We start from the raw sequence: 25,236 nt of genomic DNA, 5'->3' as shown, positions 1-25,236 counted from the left end.
ATGGCCTCAGAAGGTGACGCCAGCACAGAGAATGATATTCGCATACGGGGAACACTCCCCGCTGCGAATCACCGCCTGACTGTCTGCGGTTTGTTGTTTGAACTGTTCGTGCGTTGTGTAACGAATTTCTATGGTGTTTCCCTGGTGTTGTTGCAGTTGCTCAATGTGATTGAGCAACGTTTCGTGGAGTTGCGGATTATGTTGTTTAATTTCCGTCGCGAGAATGGCCGCCTCAACCTGCATCTCCGCGGTCACTACATCCAGTACCTGCATAAACGAGGGCACGCCCTGCGTTAACGCCATATCAATACGGGTTGTGTTGCGCGGAACCGGTAAGCCTGCATCGCAAACCACCAGCGTATCGGTATGCCCAAGACGGGAAATAACCGACGAGATTTCTGAGTTGAGAACCGTGCCTTTCTTCATTTTCTTGCTCCACTAGCGAAACGTTTCGCTGAAATCAGTTTAGTCTTAAGAGTGTTCAGAAAACCACCATGACGTAACAGAATTGTGATCGGTGTCGAAACGTTTCGCTAAGTAAAATGAGACGTAAATTTTGGCGGGAATATTGAGTATGAATAGGCCGGGTAAGCGAAGCGCCACCCGGCATTTTAAGAAGCTTAAATCTCGACCTGGGTTCCCAGCTCGATCACGCGGTTAGGCGGGATCTCAAACTGGTCCGGCGCACGAAGGGCGTTTCGCTGCAGAATAAGATACAGCTTGCCGCGCAGGCGCAAATACCACGGACGTTTACCGATAATCAGCGACTCATGCGACATAAAGAACGATGTTTCCATCATGCGGCAGCTTAAGCCTTCCAGACCGCAGCGGTGGAAGACCTCTTCCACGTTCGGCGTCTCACGCCAGCCGTAGCTCGCCACCACGCGCCAGAAGGTTGGCGACAGTTGCTCAATTTGAACACGGCGCACATTGTGAACATACGGTGCATCTTCGGTGCGCAGGGTCAGCAGGATAACCCGCTCATGCAGCACCTTGTTGTGCTTGAGGTTATGCATCAATGCGAACGGAATAACGTTCAATGCACGAGACATATACACCGCCGTGCCCGGTACGCGAACCGGTGGGGATTTCTCCAGCGAGGCAATCATCGCCTCCAGGGAGTTTCCGTGTTCATGCATACGACGCAGCAGACGAAAACGCTCGCTTTTCCACGTGGTCATCACAATGAACATCAACAGACCAAGCGTCAGCGGCAGCCAGCCGCCGGAGACAATCTTATCGAGGTTTGCCGAGAACAGCGGTACGTCGATGCACAGGAAGCCCACCAGAATCATCGCCACGAGGAACTTGTTCCAGTGCCAGTTTCGGTACGCCACCGTGGTGGAAAGAAGCGATGTCAGCACCATGGTGCCTGTTACCGCAATACCGTACGCTGCGGCCAGGTTGCTGGAGTGCTCAAAGCTGACGATCACGATCACCACAGCAAAATAGAGCAGCCAGTTAACAAACGGGATGTAGATCTGGCCCGATTCCATCTCTGAGGTATGGATGATACGCATGGGAGAGAGATACCCCAGACGCACGGCCTGGCGCGTCAGAGAGAACACGCCGGAAATGACCGCCTGAGAAGCGATAACGGTGGCCAGCGTGGCCAGAATAAGCATCGGCACCAGCGCCCAATCCGGGGCCAGCAGGAAGAAGGGGTTTTTAATCGCGTCCGGGTTTTTCAGCAGCAGCGCCCCCTGCCCGAAGTAGTTCAATACAAGCGATGGCAGGACAACTAAAAACCACGCCACGCGAATCGGCAGTTTGCCGAAGTGCCCCATATCTGCATACAGCGCTTCGACACCGGTAATAGAGAGCACAACGGCGCCGAGCGCCACGAAGGAAACGACTTTGTATTCAAGGAAGAAATGGATAGCCCAGTATGGGTTCAGCGCCTGCAGAACCTCCGGGTTGCCAATAACTCCGCGCAAACCGAGCGCCGCCAGAATCAGGAACCAGGCCAGCATAATCGGTGCGAACAGTTTCCCCACCAGCCCGGTACCGTGCTTCTGGATAATAAACAGCAACGTCAGAACGATTATCGCCAGCGGAACCACCCACGTATCAAGCTGTGGTGCGATAATCTCAAGCCCCTCAATCGCCGAAAGCACCGAGATAGCAGGCGTGATGACCACTTCCCCATAGAAGAAGCTGCCACCAATCAGGCCAATAATAACCAGTACCGACGTCATTCTGGCCGAGGTGTTGCGCCCCGCAAGGGACATCAGGGTCAGGATCCCCCCCTCACCTGCGTTATCTGCACGCATCACAAAGGAGAGGTATTTAACAGAAACCACCAGGATCAGCAGCCAGAAGATGAGGGACAGGAAGCCAAATACGGCATCGCGTTCAACACCAAAGCCAAACTGGCCGGACAGACATTCACGAAGCGTATAAAGCGGGCTGGTGCCGATATCACCGTAGACAACCCCGATCGCCGCAAGCGTAATTGCGGGTAATGATTGCTTATTATCAGTGCTCATAGACTAGTCTTTTCGTTTAAATAACAAATGTGTTCCTGTTCCCTTGGTCCACAAAAAGCGCACAGTATGCACGATTCGTTGCAAAATCGAACCCCTAAATGCAACCGCATTAATGTAGCGCAAAGAAAATTGCGCCGCACTTCAGCCTATTACCAGCCCTGACTGAAACGTCTATACTCGCTTCAATTAGCCGCCACGACGGCGAAAGGATGCAAAAACTATTATGGCTCACTCACATTTATTAGCAGAAAGAATTTCCCGTCTCAGCAGCGCACTGGAGAAAGGTCTTTTCGAACGCAGTCACGCCATCCGCCTCTGTTTACTGGCGGCGTTGAGCGGTGAAAGCGTATTTCTGCTTGGCCCGCCGGGCATTGCCAAAAGCCTGATTGCCCGTAGGCTGAAATTTGCCTTTCAGAATGCACGCGCCTTCGAATACCTGATGACCCGCTTTTCCACCCCTGAAGAAGTTTTCGGCCCGCTGTCCATCCAGGCGCTGAAAGATGAGGGGCGTTATCAACGCCTTACCGAGGGGTATCTGCCGGAAGCAGAGATTGTTTTTCTCGATGAGATCTGGAAAGCGGGACCGGCCATTCTGAATACCCTGCTCACGGCGATTAACGAACGCCGGTTCCGTAACGGCGCCAACGAAGAAAAAATCCCGATGCGCCTGCTGGTGGCCGCCTCGAACGAACTTCCCGAAGCCGACAGCAGCCTTGAAGCGCTGTATGACCGCATGCTGATCCGCCTGTGGCTGGACAAAGTGCAGGATAAATCGAACTTCCGCTCCATGCTAACCAGCCAGCAGGATGAAAATGAAAACCCGGTAGCCGCTTCACTGCAGGTCACGGACGAGGAGTATCAGCAGTGGCAGGTGGATATCGGCAAAATCACACTGCCGGACGCGGTCTTTGAGCTGATCTACCAGCTCCGTCAGCAGCTTGATCTCCTTCCTTCTGCACCTTATGTTTCCGACCGTCGCTGGAAAAAAGCAATCCGTCTGCTGCAGGCCAGCGCCCTGTTCAGCGGGCGCGACGCGGTTGCCCCTATCGATCTGATCCTGCTGAAAGACTGCCTCTGGCACGATGCCGAAGGGATGAATCTGATGCAGCAGCAGCTTGAAATATTGATGACCGGACACGCCTGGGGCCAGCAATCAATGCTCAACCAGCTTGGGGCGATAGCCCAACGGCGCATTCAGCTACAGCAGCAGCAAAGTGATAAAACAGCACTGAAGGTGAACCGTCTTGGCGGCATGTTCGCCCGTAAACCGCACTACGAACTGCCCGCTGAGCTGACCAGCCCAACGCTGACGCTGCTTCTCCAGCAGCCGCTTAAACTCCATGACATGCAGGTGGTGCACATTACGCTTGAGCGTGACGCGCTGGCCCAGTGGCTTGATAAGGGCGGAGAGATCCGCGGTAAGCTTAACGGTATAGGCTTTGCACAGCCGCTGAATATGGAAGTGGACAGCAGTCAGCACCTGGTGATCCGCGACGTAAGCCTGCAGGGGTCACGCCTTGCCCTCCCGGGAAGCGCCTCTGACAGCGTACCGGAAGAGATCACGCAGCAGCTGGAGGCGCTGGATACCGAATGGCATCAGCAGCATACGCGCTTCAGCGAACAGCAAAAGTGCCTCTTTATTCACAGCGACTGGTTAGGTCGCATTGAAGCCAGCCTGCAGGATGTGAGCGCGCAGATCAAACAGGCTCGTCAATGCTAACGCTGGATACGCTTAACGTCATGCTGGCCGTCAGCGAAGATGGGTTGATCGAAGAGGTGATTATTACTCTTCTGGCGTCTCCTCAGCTGGCGGCTTTTTTTGAAAAATTCCCGAAGCTAAAAAAAGCGATGACGGACGATCTCCCGCGCTGGCGGGACAACCTGCGACAGCGGTTTAAAGAGACCGAAGTGCCACAGGAGTTAACCGAAGAGGTGGCCTGCTATCAGCAGTGCCAGCGGCTTTCCACGTCGCAGTTTATTATTCAGATCCCGCAAACCCTGACGTTACTCGATAAAGTACACTCCCCATTTGCCAGCCAGGCCCGGGCGCTGGTCACCGATAACGCCACCTTCACCCCCGCCTTACACACACTCTTTTTACAGCGCTGGCGCCTCAGCCTTGTGGTTCAGGCCACGACGCTGAACCAGCAGCTGCTGGATGAAGAGCGTGAACAATTGCTCAGCGAAGTTCAGGAACGCATGACCTTAAGCGGTCAGCTGGAGCAGGTACTGGTAGAAAATGAAAACGCCGCCGGACGTCTCTGGGATATGAGTGCAGGCCAAATCAGGCGTGGGGATTATCAGCTGATTGTCCGGTATGGTGATTTCCTGGCGCAGCAGCCCGAGCTGATGAAGCTTGCGGAACAGCTGGGTCGCTCAAGGGAGGCTAAATCGGTCCCAAAGAAGGATGCCCCGATGGAAACCTTCCGCACCCTGGTGCGGGAACCGGCCACCGTGCCGGAACAGGTGGATGGGCTCCAGCAAAGCGATGACATTTTACGCCTGCTGCCTACGGAGCTGAGCACGCTCGGGATGACCGAGCTGGAATATGAGTTTTATCGTCGGCTGGTGGAAAAACAGCTTCTGACCTATCGCCTACATGGCGAAGCCTGGCGCGAAAAAATCAGCCAACGTCCGGTGGTCCATCAGGATTTTGATGAGCAACCGCGCGGCCCATTTATTGTTTGTGTGGATACATCCGGATCGATGGGCGGTTTCAACGAACAGTGTGCCAAAGCGTTCTGCCTGGCGCTGATGCGCGTGGCGCTCGCTGACCGGCGTCGCTGCTTTATCATGCTCTTTTCCAGCGAAGTGGTCAGCTATGAGCTGACCCATCAGCAGGGCATTGAGCAGGCGATCCGCTTTTTAAGCCAGCGTTTTCGCGGCGGTACCGATCTGGCCAGCTGTTTTCGCAGCATTGTGGAACGTATGCAGGGCGGCGACTGGTACGACGCTGACGCGGTGGTGATTTCCGATTTTATTGCCCAGCGGCTGCCGGATGACGTGGTGAATAAAGTGAAAGAGTTACAGCGGGTGCATCAGCACCGTTTCCACGCAGTGGCGATGTCCGCCCATGGAAAACCCGGCATCATGCGCATCTTCGATCATATCTGGCGCTTTGATACCGGGTTGCGTAGCCGCCTGCTCAGACGCTGGCAGCGTTAATTACAGAAGCGAGCTGACGCTTTCGCGTACCTGCTGCGGCCAGACACCACACTGCACCTGACCAATATGCGACAACTGCAGCAGCAGCATGGTCAGACGGGACTGGCCGATACCGCCGCCAATGGTCTGCGGCATCTCACCGCGCAGCAGCGCCTGGTGCCATTCCAGCGTGAGACGATCTACATCACCGGTCACCGCCAGCTGGCGTTTCAGCGCATCAGCATCCACGCGGATCCCCATTGAGGAGAGTTCAAACGCATCTTCCAGCACCGGGTTCCAGACCAGAATATCGCCGTTCAGACCAGCAAACTCGCCCTCGCTCATGGTGCTCCAGTCATCATAATCCGGTGCACGAACATCATGACGTTTACCATCCGACAGCTTACCGCCGATCCCCATCAGGAAGACGGCACCCAGTTCTTTGGCGATCGCACGTTCACGACCTTTAGCATCCAGATCCGGGAAACGACTAAGCAACTCCTGGCTGTGAACAAAGTGGATCGATTCCGGCAGGAACGGTGCCAGACCAAACTCTTTGCTTACGGCCGCTTCGGTCGCTTTGATCCCGGCGTAGATCGCCTCAACGGTGGATTTCAGCGTGCCGACATGGCGCTCGCCATCACCCATTACGCGCTCCCAGTCCCACTGGTCAACGTAAACGGAGTGAATGGCAGACAGGCGGTCTTCATCGGGGCGGAGGGCTTTCATGTGCGTGTAGAGTCCTTCGCCCGCGCTGAAGTCGTGCTGTCCCAGGGTTTGACGCTTCCACTTCGCGAGGGAATGAACCACTTCGAACTGGGCGTCTGGCAGTGTTTTCACTTTCACCTGCACCGCTTTTTCGCATCCGGACAAGTTATCCTGCGTCCCATCACCCACGCGGCTGAGAATCGGTGCCTGAACTTCAATCAGACCCAGCTTCTCTTCCAGCTGGCGGGAAAAATGGGATTTAACGAAACTGATCTGGCGTTGTTTTGCGATATAAGCGGTTTTCATTATTTATACTCCTGCGTCCTGTTGGTATTGATTAAGCAACAGAAAAGGCATTCAATTCAATAATCAAACAACAAAAAGCCACCTTCACTTTTGATTCGTTAAAATTTAACGCTAGAATAGAGTGATTCATTAATCTTCATAAGAAAAAGCTATGGAAAATTATCAGATCGATAATCTGGACCGCGGCATCCTGGAGGCGTTAATGGCCAATGCCCGTACCGCCTATGCCGAACTGGCGAAGCAGTTTGGCGTCAGCCCGGGGACGATTCATGTTCGTGTAGAGAAGATGAAACAGGCGGGGATCATTACCGGGGCACGTATTGATGTCAGCCCAAAACAGCTGGGTTATGACGTCTGCTGCTTTATTGGCATTATTCTTAAAAGCGCAAAAGATTATCCTTCCGCGCTGGCGAAGCTGAACGCGCTCGATGAAGTCACAGAGGCGTACTACACCACCGGCCACTACAGCATCTTTATCAAGGTGATGTGCCGTTCCATCGACGCCCTGCAGCAGGTACTTATCAACAAGATCCAAACAATCGATGAAATTCAGTCCACCGAGACGTTGATCTCCCTGCAAAACCCGATCATGCGTACCATTCGCCCCTGATCGGGCAAATCCATACCCACATTTTCCACAGGTAGATCCCAGCCCGTTCACAGCGTACAATGGCCCCCTCTTTATCTGAGCGAGCGATCAATGGCGGACATTACCCTTATCAGTGGCAGCACCCTTGGCGGCGCGGAATATGTAGCGGAACATCTGGCTGAGAAGCTGGAGGATGCGGGATTTTCCACACAAACGCTGCACGGGCCTTTGCTTGAAGATCTCCCGACTGATGGGGTCTGGCTGGTGATCACCTCCACGCATGGCGCAGGCGATCTACCGGATAACCTGCAACCTTTATATGACGAACTGCAGGAACAGCAGCCAGACCTGTCAAACGTGCGTTTTGGCGCAGTGGGTATTGGCAGCCGTGAATATGACACCTTCTGCGGTGCTATAGAAAAAGTCGAAGCCGCTGTCACCGCCTGCGGAGCAAAACAGGTGGGTGAAACGCTGAAGATCAACATCCTCGATCATGATATTCCGGAGGATCCGGCTGAGATCTGGCTGGGTGAATGGAAAAATTTACTCAAAAACGATTAAAGATCGCGCGAACAGATGTGGATAACTCTGGTTAAAAGCTCGTATTAAGCAGTAGTTATCCAAAGAACAACGTTGAAGTCGTTTTTGCCCTGTGTATAAAGTCGCGTTCTGATCCCAACTTATACGGGCCAGGATCACCGTTCATTCACAGCAAACGATCCTTTCTAACCCCATGATCTTCTTTATGAGATCGGACTTATCCACAAAGGTCCGCGATCCTAATAAGAGATCACAATAGAACAGATCTCTAAATAAAAAGATCTTCTTTTTAATAGCCCAGGATCCCAATGCTTTCTCGAAAGACTAAAGTTGAGTAGAATCCACGGCCCGGGCTTCAATCCATTTTCATACCGCTTTACGCGAGGCAGACCACCATGTTTTATCAGGATCCTTTTGACGTCATCATCATTGGCGGGGGTCACGCAGGCACTGAGGCCGCAATGGCCGCAGCGCGAATGGGTCAGCAGACCCTGCTTTTGACACACAATATCGACACGCTGGGACAAATGTCCTGTAATCCGGCGATTGGCGGCATTGGGAAAGGACACCTGGTAAAAGAAGTGGATGCACTTGGCGGCCTGATGGCGAAAGCGATCGATCACGCAGGCATTCAGTTTAGGATACTAAACGCCAGTAAAGGCCCCGCTGTGCGAGCGACCCGCGCTCAGGCAGACCGCGTGCTTTATCGTCAGGCGGTGCGTACCGCCCTGGAGAACCAGCCGAACCTGATGATCTTCCAGCAGGCAGTGGAAGATCTTATCGTGGAGAACGATCGTGTCGTTGGCGCGGTTACCCAGATGGGGCTCAAATTCCGCGCCAAAGCGGTTGTTCTGACCGTCGGGACATTCCTGGACGGTAAGATCCATATCGGTCTGGATAATTACAGCGGCGGACGTGCTGGCGATCCGCCATCTATCCCACTGTCACGCCGTCTGCGTGAACTGCCGCTGCGTGTCAGCCGTCTGAAAACCGGTACTCCACCGCGTATTGATGCGCGCACCATTGATTTCAGCGTGCTGGCACAACAGCACGGTGATAACCCAATGCCGGTCTTCTCGTTCATGGGCAATGCAGCGCAGCATCCGCAGCAGGTACCGTGCTATATCACGCATACCAACGAAAAAACCCATGACGTGATCCGCAATAACCTCGATCGCAGCCCAATGTACGCCGGCGTGATCGAAGGGATCGGCCCACGCTATTGCCCGTCGATCGAAGACAAAGTCATGCGCTTTGCCGATCGTAACCAGCACCAGATCTTCCTGGAGCCAGAAGGGCTGACCTCGAACGAAATCTATCCGAACGGCATCTCCACCAGCCTGCCGTTCGATGTGCAGATGCAAATTGTTCGCTCAATGCAGGGGATGGAGAATGCGAAAATCGTTCGCCCTGGCTACGCTATTGAGTACGATTTCTTCGATCCGCGTGACCTGAAGCCAACCCTGGAGAGCAAATTCATCCACGGTCTGTTCTTCGCAGGTCAGATTAACGGCACCACCGGTTACGAAGAAGCTGCTGCACAGGGCCTGCTGGCCGGTCTGAACGCCGCCCGTTTCTCTGCCGAGAAAGAGGGCTGGGCTCCGGCGCGTTCTCAGGCTTATCTGGGCGTGCTGGTCGACGATCTCTGCACGCTGGGCACCAAAGAACCGTACCGTATGTTTACCTCTCGCGCGGAATATCGCCTGATGCTGCGCGAAGATAACGCCGACCTGCGTCTGACCGAAATGGGTCGTGAGCTGGGTCTGGTGGATGACGAACGCTGGGCGCGCTTCAACGAGAAACTGGAGCGCATTGAGCAGGAACGTCAGCGCCTGAAAACGACCTGGGTTAATCCGCAGGCTGAAACCGCTGCGGAAGTGAACGCTCACTTAACTGCGCCGCTCTCGCGCGAAGCCAGCGGTGAAGATCTGCTGCGTCGCCCGGAAGTGACCTATGAGAATCTGGTGAAACTCACCGCCTTTGCCCCGGGTCTTGAAGACGCTGAAGCGGCAGAGCAGGTTGAGATCCAGGTGAAATACGAAGGTTACATCGCGCGTCAGCAGGATGAGATCGAAAAGCAGCAGCGTAACGAAAACACGCTGCTGCCGGAAATGCTGGACTATCGTCAGGTGACGGGGCTGTCCAACGAGGTGATCGCCAAGCTGAACGATCACAAACCGGTGTCGATCGGCCAGGCCTCCCGCATCTCGGGCGTTACCCCAGCAGCGATTTCGATTCTGCTGGTGTGGCTGAAAAAGCAGGGCATGCTGCGCCGCAGCGCGTAATATGTGTAATTCGCCCGGTGGCGCTGCGCTTACCGGGCCTACAGAACTCCGTAGGGCGGGTTAGCGAAGCGTCACCCGCCACTTAAGTCTCTCAACAGGTATTCACCGTGCTCAATAAACTCTCTCGTCTGCTGGATCAGGCAGGTATTTCGCTCACCGATCACCAGAAAAATCAGCTGGTGGCCTATGTCGATATGCTGAACAAATGGAATAAAGCGTACAACCTCACCTCCGTACGCGACCCCAACGAGATGCTGATTCGCCATATTCTCGATAGCATTGTGGTTGCGCCGTACCTGAACGGTGAGCGCTTTATCGATGTGGGCACGGGTCCTGGCCTGCCGGGTATTCCCCTGTCAATTGTCCGCCCGGAAAGCCATTTCACGCTGCTGGATAGCCTTGGCAAGCGCGTGCGTTTTTTGCGCCAGGTACAGCATGAGCTGAAGCTTGAGAACATCACGCCTGTGCAAAGCAGGGTAGAGGAGTTTCCGGCAGAGCCACCGTTCGACGGGGTTATCAGCCGTGCGTTTGCTTCGCTTAATGACATGGTGAGCTGGTGTAAGCACTTACCGGCAGAGAATGGCCGTTTTTATGCGCTGAAAGGGCAGTTGCCCGGCGATGAAATTGAACAGCTTCCGGACGGTTTTGCCGTCGAGTCCATTGAGAAATTACAGATTCCTCAGCTCGAAGGCGAACGTCATCTGGTGATAATTAAGCCAAACAATTTTTAAAAATTTAATAAAAAATGTGGAATTTGTGCTGTTCTGTCAGTGTTAAAAAACAGCACAACACAACGGATTTTGCCGGAGAGAATTTAACCGTGTTTTTACTAAGGGTTTTCTAATGGTTAACTTCCTCACCATTGTTCACCCTGAAGATAATCAACCACGAAAATATCAGCCTGCTAAAAGTGGAAAGCAGCAACCAGAATGCAATGTTAAATATTTATTAAGAATGTCAATAAAAGGTTTTTATTGTATACGGGGCTGTTTTGAAAATAGTTGCGACATTTTATCTTTAATTTCAGAAAGATGAAATTAAGCGATTTACGAGTTTGATAAATACAACCTTATCGCAAATGTGTATTTTGTGATCTCGTGCACGCTTTGTAGTCAACGTTTTCGCGCTGTTTGCAGTTTTGCTCGAAGGTCGGGGCTTTCATCAAAAGTTGAAAAATAGCGGCGGGGAAAAATATTTAAACATTTATTCACCTTTTCGCTACTTAATGTTTGAAATCACGGGTGCGCACCGTATAATTTGACCGCTTTTTGATGCTTGACTCTGAGCCTTAAAGGACGTTTTATACGACACGCGGCATACCTCGAAGGGAGCAGGAGTAAAAACGTGATGTCTGTGTCGCTCTTGAGTAGAAACGTTGCTCGTAAGCTTCTGTTCATTCAGTTTCTGGCTGTGATAGCAAGTGGACTGCTGTTTAGCCTCAAAGACCCCTTCTGGGGCATCTCCGCCGTGTGCGGGGGTTTGGCGGTTGTGCTGCCAAACGTGTTGTTTATGATTTTTGCCTGGCGTCATCAGGCGCATACACCTGCCAAAGGCCGCGTGGCCTGGTCCTTCGCCCTCGGCGAAGTGTGTAAGGTGTTGCTGACCTTTGCTCTACTGGTGATGGCGCTGGCGGTTTTGAAAGTGGTATTCATGCCGCTGATAGCTACGTGGGTTTTGGTGCTGGTGGTACAAGTTCTGGCTCCAGCTGTAATCAATAACAAAGGGTAAAAGGCATCATGGCTTCAGAAAATATGACGCCGCAGGATTACATAGGTCACCATCTGAATAACCTTCAGCTGGACCTGCGTACATTCTCGCTGGTGGATCCGCATAACCCCCCGGCCACCTTCTGGACGATCAACATCGACTCCATGTTCTTCTCGGTGGTTTTGGGTCTTCTGTTCCTGGCCATGTTCCGCGGTGTTGCTAAAAAGGCGACCAGCGGTGTTCCAGGGAAATTCCAGACGTTCGTTGAGATGATCATCGGCTTCGTCCATGGCAGCGTGAAAGACATGTACCATGGTAAGAGCAAGCTGATTGCGCCACTGGCACTGACCGTGTTTGTGTGGGTCTTCCTGATGAACCTGATGGACCTGCTGCCAATTGACCTTCTGCCGTTTATCGGCGAGCACATCTTCGGCCTGCCTGCGCTGCGTGTGGTTCCGTCTGCTGACGTGAACATCACCCTGTCGATGGCGCTGGGCGTGTTTATCCTGATTCTTTTCTACAGCATCAAAATGAAAGGCGTAAGCGGCTTTGTGAAAGAGCTTACCTTGCAGCCGTTCAACCACTGGGCGTTTATTCCGGTCAACCTGATCCTGGAAGGCGTTAGCCTGCTGTCCAAACCTGTTTCACTGGGTCTGCGACTGTTCGGCAACATGTATGCGGGTGAGCTGATTTTCATTCTGATCGCGGGTCTTCTGCCGTGGTGGTCACAGTGGGTTCTGAATGTGCCGTGGGCCATTTTCCACATCCTGATCATTACGCTGCAAGCCTTTATCTTCATGGTTCTGACGATCGTCTATCTGTCGATGGCGTCTGAAGAGCACTGATTTTTTACCAACACTACTACGTTTTAATTGAAACAAACTGGAGACTGTCATGGAAAACCTGAATATGGATCTGCTGTACATGGCTGCCGCTGTGATGATGGGTCTGGCGGCTATCGGTGCTGCGATCGGTATCGGCATCCTCGGGGGCAAATTCCTGGAAGGCGCTGCGCGTCAACCTGATCTGATTCCTCTGCTGCGTACTCAGTTCTTTATCGTTATGGGTCTGGTGGATGCTATCCCAATGATCGCTGTAGGTCTGGGTCTGTACGTGATGTTTGCTGTCGCGTAGTAGTTGTTTTAAAACCCCAAGCCACAGAAATTTAAGAGGTATTGTGCTGTGAACATGAACGCAACAATCCTCGGCCAGGCCATCGCGTTTATTATCTTTGTCTGGTTCTGCATGAAGTATGTATGGCCGCCTTTAATGGCTGCCATCGAAAAACGTCAGAAAGAAATTGCTGACGGTCTGGCTTCTGCAGAACGTGCAAAGAAAGATTTGGACCTTGCACAGGCCAACGCGACAGACCAGCTGAAAAAAGCGAAAGCGGAAGCTCAGGTAATCATCGAACAGGCTAACAAACGCCGTTCTCAGATCCTGGACGAAGCCAAAGCTGAAGCAGAACAGGAACGTACTAAGATCGTGACACAGGCTCAGGCTGAAATTGAAGCTGAGCGTAAACGTGCTCGTGAAGAACTGCGTAAGCAGGTTGCGATTCTGGCTGTTGCTGGCGCCGAGAAGATCATCGAACGTTCCGTGGATGAAGCTGCTAACAGCGACATCGTGGACAAACTTGTCGCTGAACTGTAAGGAGGGAGGGGCTGATGTCTGAATTTGTTACGGTAGCTCGCCCCTACGCCAAAGCAGCTTTTGACTTTGCTGTCGAACACCAAAATGTCGATCGCTGGCAGAATATGCTGGCGTTTGCCGCTGAGGTGACGAAAAACGAACAAATGGCCGAGTTGCTTTCTGGTGCATTAGCACCTGAAACCCTCGCCGCGTCGTTCATCGCCGTGTGCGGAGAGCAACTGGATGCCAACGGCCAGAACCTGATTAAGGTAATGGCAGAAAATGGTCGTCTCCGTGTGCTCCCGGATGTTCTCGAGCAGTTTGAGCACTTACGTGCCCTTAGTGAAGCTACTGCTGAAGTTGAAGTAACTTCTGCGACTGAACTGAGTCATGAACAGCTTGCGAAAATTACCGCCGCGATGGAAAAACGTCTGTCACGCAAAGTTAAGCTGAATTGCAAAATCGATAAGTCTGTAATGGCAGGCGTAATCATCCGCTCGGGTGATATGGTCATTGATGGCAGCGTACGCGGCCGTCTTGAGCGCCTTGCAGACGTCTTGCAGTCTTAAGGGGACTGGAGCATGCAACTGAATTCCACCGAAATCAGCGAACTGATCAAGCAGCGCATTGCTCAGTTCAATGTTGTGAGCGAAGCTCATAACGAAGGTACTATTGTTTCTGTAAGTGACGGTGTTATCCGCATCCACGGCCTGGCCGATTGTATGCAGGGTGAGATGATTTCCCTGCCGGGTAACCGTTACGCTATCGCACTGAACCTGGAGCGCGACTCCGTAGGTGCAGTTGTGATGGGTCCATACGCTGACCTCGCCGAAGGCATGAAGGTTAAGTGTACTGGCCGTATTCTGGAAGTTCCGGTTGGCCGTGGCCTGCTGGGTCGTGTTGTTAACACCCTGGGTGCACCAATCGACGGTAAAGGTCCGGTTGAGCACGATGGCTTCTCTCCAATCGAAGTTATCGCACCGGGCGTTATCGACCGTCAGTCCGTAGATCAGCCTGTTCAGACGGGTTATAAGTCCGTTGATGCCATGATCCCAATCGGTCGTGGTCAGCGTGAACTGATCATCGGTGACCGTCAGACCGGTAAAACCGCGATGGCTATCGATGCCATCATCAACCAGCGTGACTCCGGCATCAAATGTGTGTACGTGGCTATCGGCCAGAAAGCGTCCACCATTTCTAACGTGGTTCGTAAACTGGAAGAGCACGGCGCGCTGTCTAACACCATCGTTGTTGTGGCTACCGCTTCTGAATCTGCTGCACTGCAATACCTGGCGCCATACGCCGGTTGTGCAATGGGTGAATACTTCCGTGACCGCGGTGAAGATGCACTGATCGTATACGATGACCTGTCTAAACAGGCTGTTGCTTATCGTCAGGTTTCCCTGCTGCTCCGTCGTCCACCAGGACGTGAAGCGTTCCCTGGCGACGTATTCTACCTCCACTCTCGTCTGCTGGAGCGTGCTTCCCGCGTTAACGCGGAATACGTCGAGAACTTCACCAAAGGTGAAGTGAAGGGTAAAACGGGCTCTCTGACCGCGCTGCCGATCATTGAAACCCAGGCGGGTGACGTTTCTGCGTTCGTTCCGACCAACGTAATCTCCATTACCGATGGTCAGATCTTCCTGGAAACCAACCTGTTTAACTCCGGTATTCGTCCGGCGGTTAACCCGGGTATCTCCGTATCCCGTGTAGGTGGTGCTGCTCAGACCAAGATCATCAAGAAACTGTCCGGTGGTATCCGTACCGCGCTGGCACAGTATCGTGAACTGGCTGCGTTCTCTCAGTTCGCATCCGATCTGGACGAAGCAACCCGTAAACAGCTGAGCCACGGTCAGAAAGTGACCGAGCTGCTGAAGCAGAAACAGTACGCACCAATGTCTGTTGCTCAGCAGGGCCTGGTACTGTTCGCGGCTGAACGCGGTTACCTCGAAGATGTGGAACTGGCGAAAATCGGTAGCTTCGAAGCCGCTCTGCTGGCTTACGTCGACCGTGATCACGCTCCGCTGATGCAAGAGATCAACCAGACCGGTGGCTATAACGACGAAATCGAAGGCAAGCTGAAAGCTATCCTCGATTCCTTCAAAGCAACCCAATCCTGGTAATCGTCCGGCGGCTTGTCTCAGGACAAGCCGCCTGGCATTGAGGAGAAGCTCATGGCCGGCGCAAAAGAGATACGTAGTAAGATCGCAAGCGTCCAGAACACGCAAAAGATCACTAAAGCGATGGAGATGGTCGCCGCTTCCAAAATGCGTAAATCGCAGGATCGCATGGCGGCCAGCCGTCCTTATGCAGAAACCATGCGCAAAGTGATTGGTCACCTTGCAAACGGTAATCTGGAATATAAGCACCCTTACCTGGAAGAACGCGACGTTAAGCGCGTGGGCTACCTGGTGGTGTCGACCGACCGTGGTCTGTGTGGCGGCTTGAACATTAACCTGTTCAAAAAACTGCTGGCGGATATGAAAGGCTGGTCCGATAAAGGCGTTCAGTGCGACCTCGCATTGATCGGCTCTAAAGGCGTCTCTTTCTTTAACTCCGTTGGTGGCAACATTGTCGCTCAGGTGACCGGTATGGGTGATAACCCGTCCCTGTCCGAACTGATCGGCCCGGTTAAAGTGATGTTGCAGGCCTATGATGAAGGCCGTCTGGACAGACTGTACGTTGTCAGCAACAAATTTATTAACACCATGTCTCAGGTGCCAACTCTCACTCAGATGCTGCCTTTACCGGCTTCAGAAGATGACGAGCTGAAACAGAAAGCCTGGGATTACCTGTATGAACCCGATCCGAAACCGCTGCTGGATACCCTGCTGCGTCGTTACGTTGAATCTCAGGTTTATCAGGGCGTTGTAGAAAACCTGGCCAGCGAGCAGGCCGCACGAATGGTGGCGATGAAAGCCGCGACCGATAATGGCGGCAGCCTGATTAAAGAGCTGCAGTTGGTTTACAACAAAGCTCGTCAGGCCAGCATTACTCAGGAACTCACCGAGATCGTCTCGGGGGCCGCCGCGGTTTAACCAGGTTTACGAATTACGTAGAGGATTCAAGATGGCTACTGGAAAGATTGTCCAGGTAATCGGCGCCGTGGTGGACGTCGAGTTCCCTCAGGACGCCGTACCACGCGTGTACGACGCGCTTGAGGTACAGAATGGTAACGAGAGCCTGGTGCTGGAAGTTCAGCAGCAGCTCGGCGGCGGTATCGTGCGTACCATCGCGATGGGTTCTTCCGACGGTCTGCGTCGTGGTCTGGAAGTTAAAGACCTTGAGCACCCGATCGAAGTCCCGGTAGGTAAAGCAACACTGGGTCGTATCATGAACGTATTGGGTCAGCCAATCGACATGAAAGGCGACATCGGTGAAGAAGAGCGTTGGGCTATCCACCGCGCGGCACCTTCCTACGAAGAGCTGTCCAGCTCTCAGGAACTGCTGGAAACCGGTATCAAAGTTATCGACCTGATGTGTCCGTTTGCGAAGGGCGGTAAAGTTGGTCTGTTCGGTGGTGCGGGTGTAGGTAAAACCGTAAACATGATGGAGCTGATCCGTAACATCGCGATCGAGCACTCCGGTTACTCCGTATTTGCGGGCGTAGGTGAACGTACTCGTGAGGGTAACGACTTCTACCACGAAATGACCGACTCCAACGTTCTGGACAAAGTATCCCTGGTTTACGGCCAGATGAACGAGCCACCAGGAAACCGTCTGCGCGTTGCGCTGACTGGTCTGACGATGGCTGAGAAATTCCGTGACGAAGGCCGTGACGTTCTGCTGTTCGTTGATAACATCTACCGTTACACCCTGGCCGGTACTGAAGTATCTGCACTGCTGGGTCGTATGCCTTCAGCGGTAGGTTATCAGCCTACGCTGGCGGAAGAGATGGGTGTTCTTCAGGAACGTATCACCTCTACCAAAACCGGTTCTATCACCTCCGTTCAGGCGGTATACGTACCTGCGGATGACTTGACTGACCCATCACCAGCAACCACCTTTGCGCACTTAGATGCAACCGTGGTACTGAGCCGTCAGATCGCGTCTCTGGGTATCTACCCGGCCGTTGACCCGCTGGACTCCACCAGCCGTCAGCTGGATCCACTGGTTGTTGGTCAGGAACACTACGACACCGCGCGTGGCGTACAGTCCCTGCTGCAGCGTTACCAGGAACTGAAAGACATCATCGCCATCCTGGGTATGGATGAACTGTCTGAAGAAGACAAACTGGTGGTAGCACGTGCGCGTAAGATCCAGCGCTTCCTGTCCCAGCCGTTCTTCGTTGCGGAAGTATTCACCGGTTCTCCAGGTAAATACGTTTCCCTGAAAGACACCATCCGTGGCTTTAAAGGCATCATGGAAGGCGAATACGATCACCTGCCAGAGCAGGCGTTCTACATGGTTGGTTCCATCGAAGAAGCTGTGGAAAAAGCCAAAAAACTTTAACGCCTTAATCGGAGGGTGATATGGCAATGACTTACCACCTGGACGTCGTCAGCGCAGAGCAACAAATGTTCTCCGGTCTGGTCGAGAAAATCCAGGTAACGGGTAGTGAAGGTGAACTGGGTATCTTCCCGGGTCACGCACCGCTGCTCACCGCCATTAAGCCTGGTATGATCCGCATCGTTAAACAGTTCGGTCACGAAGAGTTTATCTATCTGTCCGGCGGCATTCTTGAAGTGCAGCCTGGCAGTGTGACCGTTCTGGCCGATACCGCTATTCGTGGCCAGGATCTCGACGAAGCGCGAGCCCTGGAATCGAAGCGTAAGGCTGAAGAGCACATTAGCAGCTCTCATGGTGACGTGGATTACGCTCAGGCGTCTGCGGAGCTGGCCAAAGCGATCGCCAAACTGCGCGTTATCGAGTTGACCAAAAAAGCGATGTAACACCGGCTTGAAAAGCACAAAAGCCAGTCTGGATACCAGGCTGGCTTTTTTTTCGTCCTTAATTCATGACGAAAAAGATGTAGAATTTTAAGCACCAAACGTTTTTACTTCTCACTCAAACTACCGTCAGGATGCGTATGTCAAACAGTGCGATGAGCGTGGTGATCCTTGCCGCAGGCAAAGGTACCCGCATGTATTCCGATCTGCCTAAAGTGCTTCATACACTGGCAGGAAAGCCAATGGTGCAGCATGTTATTGATGCAGCAAATGAATTGGGCGCTCGCCAGGTTCACCTGGTCTATGGCCACGGCGGCGATCTGCTTAAAAAAACGCTGAGCGATGACAAGCTCAACTGGGTGCTTCAGGCTGAACAGCTGGGAACCGGCCACGCAATGCAGCAGGCAGCACCGTTCTTTGCCGATGACGAAGACATTCTGATGCTCTACGGCGATGTTCCGCTGATCTCCATCGACACATTGACTCGCCTGCGTGAAGCCAAACCGCAGGGCGGTATCGGTTTATTAACCGTCGTGCTGGACGATCCGACCGGCTACGGCCGCATCACCCGTGAAAACGGCAACGTCACGGGTATCGTTGAACATAAAGACGCCAGCGAAGCACAGCGCCAGATTCAGGAGATCAACACCGGTATCCTGATGGCTAACGGCGCGGACATGAAGCGCTGGCTGTCTAAGCTCAACAACAACAACGCGCAGGGTGAATACTACATCACCGACATCATTGCGATGGCGTACCAGGAAGGGCGTGAGATTGCGGCGGTTCACCCGGCGCGTATCAGCGAAACCGAAGGGGTGAATAACCGCCTTCAGCTTTCCCGTCTGGAGCGTGTTTATCAGTCCGAACAGGCCGAAAAACTGCTGCTGGCCGGCGTGATGTTGCGCGATCCGGCGCGTTTCGATCTGCGTGGAACGTTAACGCACGGGCGCGACGTTGAAATTGATACTAACGTTATCCTGGAAGGTAACGTCACGCTGGGTAACCGCGTCAAAATTGGTGCGGGCTGTGTGATCAAAAACAGCATCATCGGTGATGATTGCGAAATTAGCCCATACAGCGTGGTGGAAGATGCCCGTCTTGACGCAGCGTGCACTATTGGGCCGTTCGCGCGTCTGCGCCCGGGGGCTGAGCTGCTGGAAGGCTCACATGTTGGAAACTTCGTTGAGATGAAAAAAGCGCGTCTGGGTAAAGGCTCTAAAGCCGGTCATTTGACCTATCTGGGCGATGCGGAAATTGGCGACAACGTGAATATTGGCGCAGGAACGATTACCTGCAACTATGACGGCGCGAATAAGTTTAAAACCATCATCGGTGATGATGTGTTTGTCGGCTCCGACACTCAGCTGGTGGCGCCTGTTACCGTGGGTAACGGCGTAACGATTGCCGCCGGGACAACCGTTACGCGCGATATCGCCGATAACGAACTGGTATTAAGCCGTGTGCCGCAGGTGCACAAGCAGGGCTGGAAACGCCCGGTGAAGAAGAAGTAACGGATTTACCCCTCACCCTAATCCTCTCCCCAAAGGGAGAGGGGATCGTTCGGTGCGGTGTTTTTCTCCCTCGCCCCTTTGGGGAGAGGGCCGGGGTGAGGGGATAATATAATCCTCCCCCCACAAGCAATACCCATAACAATAACCCCACTCTCTACAAGGCTCGGGGCGCCCGGAAAGGGCAAATACAGGTCAGCGACAACGCATGGCATAACGCCATAATCAGGAAATCTAACTATGTGTGGAATTGTTGGCGCAGTTGCGCAGCGTGATATTGCTGAAATCCTTCTAGAAGGTTTACGTCGTCTGGAATACCGTGGCTACGACTCTGCCGGTCTGGCAGTGGTGGATGCAGAAGGTCATATGACCCGTCTGCGTCGCCTCGGTAAAGTGCAGATGCTGGCCCAGGCCGCGGAAGAACACCCCCTGCACGGTGGCACCGGTATTGCGCATACCCGCTGGGCGACACACGGCGAACCGTCTGAAGGCAACGCGCACCCGCATGTGTCTGAACACATCGTGGTCGTGCATAACGGCATTATCGAAAACCACGAACCGCTGCGCGAAGAACTGAAAGCGCGCGGCTATACCTTCGTTTCTGAAACCGATACCGAAGTGATTGCGCACCTGGTGCACTGGGAGCTGGCACAGGGCGGCACGCTACGTGACGCGGTGCTGCGCGCAATCCCACAGCTGCGCGGTGCGTACGGTACGGTGATCATGGACTCCCGCGATCCGTCCACCCTGCTGGCGGCGCGTTCCGGTAGTCCAATGGTTATCGGTATGGGCATGGGCGAAAACTTTATCGCTTCTGACCAACTGGCGCTCCTGCCGGTCACCCGCCGCTTTATCTTCCTGGAAGAGGGTGATATCGCAGAAGTGACTCGCCGCAGCGTGACGGTATTCGATACCAAAGGCGAGCAGGTGAAACGTCCTGAAATTGAATCCAATCTGCAGTACGACGCAGGCGACAAAGGCGCTTACCGTCACTACATGCAGAAAGAGATTTACGAGCAGCCAAACGCCATCAAAAACACCCTGACCGGTCGTATCAGTCACGGCGAAGTGGACCTGAGCGAACTGGGTGCCAACGCAAACGAGCTCCTCAGCAAGGTTGAGCACATTCAGATTGTGGCCTGCGGTACCTCCTACAACTCCGGGATGGTCTCTCGCTACTGGTTTGAATCGCTGGCTGGCGTGCCGTGCGATGTGGAAATCGCCTCTGAATTCCGCTACCGCAAATCCGCCGTGCGCCGTAACAGCCTGATGATCACCCTTTCTCAGTCTGGCGAAACGGCAGATACCCTGGCGGCGCTGCGTCTCTCTAAAGAGCTGGGTTACCTGGGATCGCTGGCTATCTGTAACGTGCCGGGCTCATCGCTGGTGCGTGAATCCGATCTGGCGCTGATGACCAAAGCGGGCACTGAAATCGGCGTGGCCTCCACCAAAGCGTTTACCACGCAGCTGACGGTTCTGCTGATGCTTGTGGCGAAACTGGCGCGTCTGAAAGGGCTGGATGCTTCTGTTGAGCATGACATCGTTCATGGTCTGCAGGCGCTGCCAAGCCGTATTGAGCAGATGTTGTCTCAGGATAAGCGCATTGAAGCCCTGGCTGAAGATTTCTCTGACAAGCACCACGCCCTGTTCCTCGGCCGTGGCGACCAGTACCCTATTGCGCTGGAAGGCGCGCTGAAGCTGAAAGAGATCTCCTACATCCACGCTGAAGCCTACGCGGCAGGCGAGCTAAAACACGGCCCGCTGGCGCTGATTGACGCGGATATGCCGGTTATCGTTGTGGCACCTAACAACGAACTGCTGGAAAAACTGAAGTCCAACATTGAAGAAGTTCGCGCCCGCGGTGGTGTACTGTACGTCTTCGCTGATAAGGACGCCGGTTTTGCCAGCAGCGACAACATGCACATCATCGAGATGCCGCACGTAGAAGAGGTTATTGCCCCTATCTTCTACACCGTGCCGCTGCAGTTACTGGCTTACCACGTTGCGCTGATCAAAGGCACCGACGTTGACCAGCCGCGTAACCTGGCGAAATCGGTCACCGTAGAATAATCCCTCCAGGCTCCACCTTCGGGTGGAGCTTTTTTACCCTGCCTGGTTTGTTTTTAATCAACGCATTCGCGTTTTTATTTATGACAATCTGTCATCTTCAGCTACTTTTTTCAGTGTCACATAAAGAAAATATTTCTGAAAAGTTGTTGTCATGATAGTGACTAACATGATGATAAATAAGAGATCTTTCGCTGGTTTTTAAGCTAAATTTTCATTGTCATAAAACTGTCATAATTCGTACATTTATCTGTCACCTGTTTGTCCTATTTTGCTCATCGTAGCCACTTAAACAATGATTTACGAAATCCTTGCAGGAGACATTATGAAAGTTATGCGTACCACTGTCGCAACTGTTGTCGCCGCGACCTTATCTCTAAGCGCTTTCTCTGTATTCGCAGAAGCAAGCCTGACTGGCGCTGGTGCAACCTTCCCTGCGCCGGTGTATGCCAAATGGGCGGATACCTACCAGAAAGAAACCGGTAACAAGGTTAACTATCAGGGTATCGGCTCCTCCGGTGGCGTGAAACAAATTACCGCAAACACCGTTGATTTCGGCGCATCCGACGCTCCGCTGTCTGATGACAAACTGGCTCAGGAAGGCCTGTTCCAGTTCCCGACCGTAATCGGTGGTGTGGTTCTGGCGATCAACCTGCCGGGCGTGAAGTCGGGTGAGCTGGTGCTGGACGGCAAAACCCTGGGTGATATCTACCTGGGCAAAATCAAAAAATGGGATGACGAAGCCATCGCTAAGCTCAACCCTGGCCTGAAGCTGCCTTCTCAGAACATCGCCGTGGTTCGCCGCGCGGATGGTTCTGGTACCTCTTTCGTCTTCACCAGCTACCTGGCGAAGGTGAACGAAGAGTGGAAATCTAAAGTCGGTTCCGGCTCTACCGTTAACTGGCCAACCGGTCTGGGCGGTAAAGGGAACGACGGTATCGCCGCGTTCGTACAGCGTCTGCCGGGTTCTATCGGTTACGTAGAATATGCGTACGCCAAGCAGAACAACCTGTCCTACACCAAACTGGTTTCTGCTGATGGCAAACCTGTCAGCCCGACTGAAGAGAACTTTGCCAACGCTGCAAAAGGTGCTGACTGGAGCAAATCCTTCGCTCAGGACCTGACTAACCAGAAAGGTGAAGACGCGTGGCCAATCACCTCTACCACCTTCATTCTGGTTCACAAAGAGCAGAAGAAACCTGAGCAGGGCGCAGAAGTGCTGAAGTTCTTCGACTGGGCATACAAAAACGGCGGCAAACAGGCTAATGACCTGGATTATGCCAGCCTGCCAGACAGCGTGGTTGAGCAGATTCGTGCTGCATGGAAAACCAACGTGAAAGACAGCAGCGGTAAAGCGCTGTACTAACAGGATATATTTAACGAAGATGGCGGGTGGCACTACGCTTACCCGCCCTACGGTTAACGCTGTAGGCCCGGTAAGCGTCAATGCCACCGGGCATATTCGTAAAACGTCTCAAACAGAAGAGTAATTTATGGCTGCAACCAAGCCTGCATTTAACCCTCCGGGTAAAAAAGGTGACATGATTTTCAGCGCGCTGGTGAAACTGGCTGCGCTGATTGTGCTATTGCTGCTGGGCGGCATTATCGTGTCTCTGATTTTCTCCTCCTGGCCGAGCATTCAGAAATTCGGTTTCTCCTTCCTGTGGACCAAAGAGTGGGACGCGCCGAATGATATCTACGGTGCGCTGGTGCCGATTTACGGCACGCTGGTCACCTCGTTCATCGCCCTGCTGATTGCAGTTCCGGTAAGCTTTGGTATCGCCCTGTTCCTGACGGAACTGGCACCGGGCTGGCTGCGACGCCCGCTGGGTATCGCCATTGAACTGCTGGCGGCCATTCCAAGTATCGTGTACGGCATGTGGGGTCTGTTTATCTTTGCGCCACTGTTTGCCACGTATTTCCAGGAGCCGGTGGGTAATGTTCTTTCCGCTATTCCGTTTGTGGGGGCGCTGTTCTCCGGCCCGGCATTCGGTATCGGTATTCTGGCGGCTGGTGTGATCCTCGCCATCATGATTATTCCGTACATTGCGGCAGTTATGCGCGATGTGTTCGAACAAACCCCGGTGATGATGAAAGAGTCGGCTTACGGCATTGGCTGCACCACCTGGGAAGTGATCTGGCGTATCGTTCTTCCGTTCACCAAAAATGGGGTGATTGGGGGCGTGATGCTGGGCTTAGGGCGTGCGTTGGGTGAGACCATGGCGGTGACCTTTATCATCGGTAACACCTACCAGCTCGACAGTGCTTCGCTCTATATGCCGGGCAACAGTATTACCTCCGCACTGGCGAACGAATTCGCCGAAGCGGAATCCGGGCTGCACGTGGCGGCGCTGATGGAGCTGGGTCTGATCCTGTTCGTGATTACCTTCATCGTACTGGCGATCTCCAAGCTGATGATCCTGCGTCTTGCGAAAAATGAGGGGGCACGCTAATGGCAACTCTCGAAATGCAAAGCACTGCTCAGCTTGCGGAATCCCGCCGCAAAATGCAGGCGAAGCGTCGTTTCAAAAACCGTATCGCGCTGACGCTCTCGATGGCGACGATGGCCTTTGGTCTGTTCTGGCTGATCTGGATCCTCTTCTCTACCGTGGTTCGCGGTATCGACGGCATGTCTCTGGCGCTGTTCACCGAAATGACGCCACCGCCGAACACGGCGGGTGGTGGACTGGCGAACGCCCTGGCAGGCAGCGGATTGCTGATCCTGTGGGCGACGGTATTCGGTACGCCGCTTGGCATCATGGCGGGTATCTATCTGGCGGAATATGGCCGTAAATCCTGGCTCGCAGAAGTGATTCGTTTCATTAACGACATTCTGCTCTCTGCGCCGTCTATTGTGGTGGGTCTGTTTGTTTACACCATTGTTGTGGCACAAATGGAACACTTCTCCGGCTGGGCGGGTGTGATTGCGCTGGCGCTGCTGCAGGTGCCTATCGTCATTCGTACCACCGAGAACATGCTCAAACTGGTGCCGGACAGTCTGCGTGAAGCGGCGTATGCGCTGGGTACACCAAAGTGGAAAATGATCTCCGCGATTACGCTTAAAGCCTCTGTCTCCGGGATCATGACCGGTATTCTGCTGGCCATTGCCCGTATCGCGGGTGAAACGGCACCGCTGCTGTTTACCGCCCTCTCCAACCAGTTCTGGAGCACGGACATGATGCAGCCGATCGCCAACCTGCCGGTGACGATCTTTAAATTTGCGATGAGCCCATTCGCGGAATGGCAGCAGCTGGCCTGGGCCGGGGTGCTGATCATCACCCTTTGCGTATTGTTGCTGAACATTCTGGCGCGCGTCATTTTCGCGAAGAAGAAACACGGTTAAATTTTTACGGCGCGGCAGCTCGCGGCGCC

The 25,236-nt window shown here is 53.5% G+C and carries 23 protein-coding genes; 20 read left to right on the top strand and 3 right to left on the bottom strand.

Annotated elements, in window-relative coordinates:
• Positions 1-6: 6 nt before the first annotated feature.
• The gene (rbsD, locus tag ACOTZF_RS21565) at positions 7-426 is read right to left on the bottom strand and encodes a D-ribose pyranase (protein WP_020690257.1); all 420 of its coding nucleotides are present in this window, start codon (positions 424-426) and stop codon (positions 7-9) included.
• A 194-nt stretch (positions 427-620) separates the two neighbouring features.
• The gene (kup, locus tag ACOTZF_RS21560) at positions 621-2,489 is read right to left on the bottom strand and encodes a low affinity potassium transporter Kup (protein ID WP_129253025.1); all 1,869 of its coding nucleotides are present in this window, start codon (positions 2,487-2,489) and stop codon (positions 621-623) included.
• Between the two features lie 223 nt (positions 2,490-2,712).
• Here kup and ravA point away from each other — a divergent pair, with 223 nt between their 5' ends.
• Together ravA and viaA are read left to right on the top strand one after the other, a co-directional pair.
• Complete coding sequence (gene ravA, locus ACOTZF_RS21555; protein WP_038981866.1) at positions 2,713-4,209, top strand: ATPase RavA; 1,497 nt, start codon at positions 2,713-2,715, stop codon at positions 4,207-4,209.
• A complete protein-coding gene (gene viaA, locus ACOTZF_RS21550) occupies positions 4,203-5,654 on the top strand; it encodes an ATPase RavA stimulator ViaA (RefSeq protein WP_038981867.1) in 1,452 nt (483 codons plus the stop codon). Before ravA ends, viaA begins: the two co-directional genes overlap by 7 nt.
• Here the strand turns inward: viaA and asnA are convergent, their stop codons facing one another.
• On the bottom strand, positions 5,655-6,647 hold the full coding sequence (gene asnA / locus ACOTZF_RS21545; RefSeq protein ID WP_129253029.1) for an aspartate--ammonia ligase: 993 nt from the start codon (positions 6,645-6,647) through the stop codon (positions 5,655-5,657). It abuts the gene before it with no gap.
• Positions 6,648-6,798: 151 nt separating this feature from the next.
• Here asnA and asnC point away from each other — a divergent pair, with 151 nt between their 5' ends.
• The 18 genes from asnC (at position 6,799) to pstA (ending at position 25,207) form a co-directional block, all read left to right on the top strand.
• Positions 6,799-7,257: a transcriptional regulator AsnC gene (asnC, locus tag ACOTZF_RS21540; protein ID WP_008500198.1), complete on the top strand. Its 459-nt coding sequence runs from the start codon at positions 6,799-6,801 to the stop codon at positions 7,255-7,257.
• 90 nt (positions 7,258-7,347) lie between these two features.
• On the top strand, positions 7,348-7,797 hold the full coding sequence (gene mioC / locus ACOTZF_RS21535; RefSeq protein WP_013099402.1) for an FMN-binding protein MioC: 450 nt from the start codon (positions 7,348-7,350) through the stop codon (positions 7,795-7,797).
• A 374-nt stretch (positions 7,798-8,171) separates the two neighbouring features.
• Complete coding sequence (gene mnmG, locus ACOTZF_RS21530; RefSeq protein WP_008500196.1) at positions 8,172-10,061, top strand: tRNA uridine-5-carboxymethylaminomethyl(34) synthesis enzyme MnmG; 1,890 nt, start codon at positions 8,172-8,174, stop codon at positions 10,059-10,061.
• A 107-nt stretch (positions 10,062-10,168) separates the two neighbouring features.
• On the top strand, positions 10,169-10,792 hold the full coding sequence (gene rsmG, locus ACOTZF_RS21525; RefSeq protein WP_013099403.1) for a 16S rRNA (guanine(527)-N(7))-methyltransferase RsmG: 624 nt from the start codon (positions 10,169-10,171) through the stop codon (positions 10,790-10,792).
• Between the two features lie 616 nt (positions 10,793-11,408).
• On the top strand, positions 11,409-11,789 hold the full coding sequence (gene atpI / locus ACOTZF_RS21520) for a F0F1 ATP synthase subunit I (protein ID WP_008500194.1): 381 nt from the start codon (positions 11,409-11,411) through the stop codon (positions 11,787-11,789).
• Between the two features lie 8 nt (positions 11,790-11,797).
• Positions 11,798-12,613, top strand: coding sequence for a F0F1 ATP synthase subunit A (atpB, locus tag ACOTZF_RS21515; RefSeq protein ID WP_062729987.1), 816 nt, complete (start codon positions 11,798-11,800; stop codon positions 12,611-12,613).
• Positions 12,614-12,662: 49 nt separating this feature from the next.
• Positions 12,663-12,902, top strand: coding sequence for a F0F1 ATP synthase subunit C (gene atpE, locus ACOTZF_RS21510; protein ID WP_000429386.1), 240 nt, complete (start codon positions 12,663-12,665; stop codon positions 12,900-12,902).
• A gap of 48 nt (positions 12,903-12,950) precedes the next feature.
• Positions 12,951-13,421 (top strand): F0F1 ATP synthase subunit B, encoded by a 471-nt coding sequence (gene atpF / locus ACOTZF_RS21505; RefSeq protein WP_013099406.1) that lies wholly within the window; start codon positions 12,951-12,953, stop codon positions 13,419-13,421.
• Positions 13,422-13,435: 14 nt separating this feature from the next.
• The gene (gene atpH, locus ACOTZF_RS21500; RefSeq protein ID WP_013099407.1) at positions 13,436-13,969 is read left to right on the top strand and encodes a F0F1 ATP synthase subunit delta; all 534 of its coding nucleotides are present in this window, start codon (positions 13,436-13,438) and stop codon (positions 13,967-13,969) included.
• A 12-nt stretch (positions 13,970-13,981) separates the two neighbouring features.
• Positions 13,982-15,523: a F0F1 ATP synthase subunit alpha gene (gene atpA, locus ACOTZF_RS21495; RefSeq protein ID WP_003862367.1), complete on the top strand. Its 1,542-nt coding sequence runs from the start codon at positions 13,982-13,984 to the stop codon at positions 15,521-15,523.
• Between the two features lie 51 nt (positions 15,524-15,574).
• Positions 15,575-16,438 carry a F0F1 ATP synthase subunit gamma gene (gene atpG / locus ACOTZF_RS21490; protein ID WP_003862364.1) on the top strand — a complete coding sequence of 288 codons (864 nt, stop codon included), beginning with the start codon at positions 15,575-15,577 and terminating at the stop codon, positions 16,436-16,438.
• A gap of 31 nt (positions 16,439-16,469) precedes the next feature.
• Positions 16,470-17,852, top strand: a complete 1,383-nt coding sequence (gene atpD / locus ACOTZF_RS21485; RefSeq protein ID WP_003862362.1) for a F0F1 ATP synthase subunit beta — start codon at positions 16,470-16,472, stop codon at positions 17,850-17,852.
• Between the two features lie 20 nt (positions 17,853-17,872).
• The gene (locus tag ACOTZF_RS21480) at positions 17,873-18,292 is read left to right on the top strand and encodes a F0F1 ATP synthase subunit epsilon (protein ID WP_006177560.1); all 420 of its coding nucleotides are present in this window, start codon (positions 17,873-17,875) and stop codon (positions 18,290-18,292) included.
• 137 nt (positions 18,293-18,429) lie between these two features.
• The gene (gene glmU / locus ACOTZF_RS21475; RefSeq protein ID WP_045293067.1) at positions 18,430-19,800 is read left to right on the top strand and encodes a bifunctional UDP-N-acetylglucosamine diphosphorylase/glucosamine-1-phosphate N-acetyltransferase GlmU; all 1,371 of its coding nucleotides are present in this window, start codon (positions 18,430-18,432) and stop codon (positions 19,798-19,800) included.
• Positions 19,801-20,037: 237 nt separating this feature from the next.
• Positions 20,038-21,867: a glutamine--fructose-6-phosphate transaminase (isomerizing) gene (gene glmS, locus ACOTZF_RS21470; protein ID WP_020690250.1), complete on the top strand. Its 1,830-nt coding sequence runs from the start codon at positions 20,038-20,040 to the stop codon at positions 21,865-21,867.
• A 322-nt stretch (positions 21,868-22,189) separates the two neighbouring features.
• A complete protein-coding gene (pstS, locus tag ACOTZF_RS21465) occupies positions 22,190-23,230 on the top strand; it encodes a phosphate ABC transporter substrate-binding protein PstS (protein WP_013099410.1) in 1,041 nt (346 codons plus the stop codon).
• Positions 23,231-23,357: 127 nt separating this feature from the next.
• Positions 23,358-24,317 carry a phosphate ABC transporter permease PstC gene (gene pstC, locus ACOTZF_RS21460; RefSeq protein WP_013099411.1) on the top strand — a complete coding sequence of 320 codons (960 nt, stop codon included), beginning with the start codon at positions 23,358-23,360 and terminating at the stop codon, positions 24,315-24,317.
• Positions 24,317-25,207: a phosphate ABC transporter permease PstA gene (gene pstA, locus ACOTZF_RS21455; RefSeq protein WP_020690249.1), complete on the top strand. Its 891-nt coding sequence runs from the start codon at positions 24,317-24,319 to the stop codon at positions 25,205-25,207. The genes pstC and pstA overlap by 1 nt, the downstream gene beginning before the upstream one ends.
• Positions 25,208-25,236: the final 29 nt, after the last annotated feature.

Source organism: Enterobacter cloacae complex sp. SHL021 (assembly GCF_049237765.1).
GTDB lineage: Bacteria > Pseudomonadota > Gammaproteobacteria > Enterobacterales > Enterobacteriaceae > Enterobacter > Enterobacter cloacae.
Note: the sequence above shows the minus strand (reverse complement) of the source record. Positions and strands in the feature narration are given on the sequence as shown.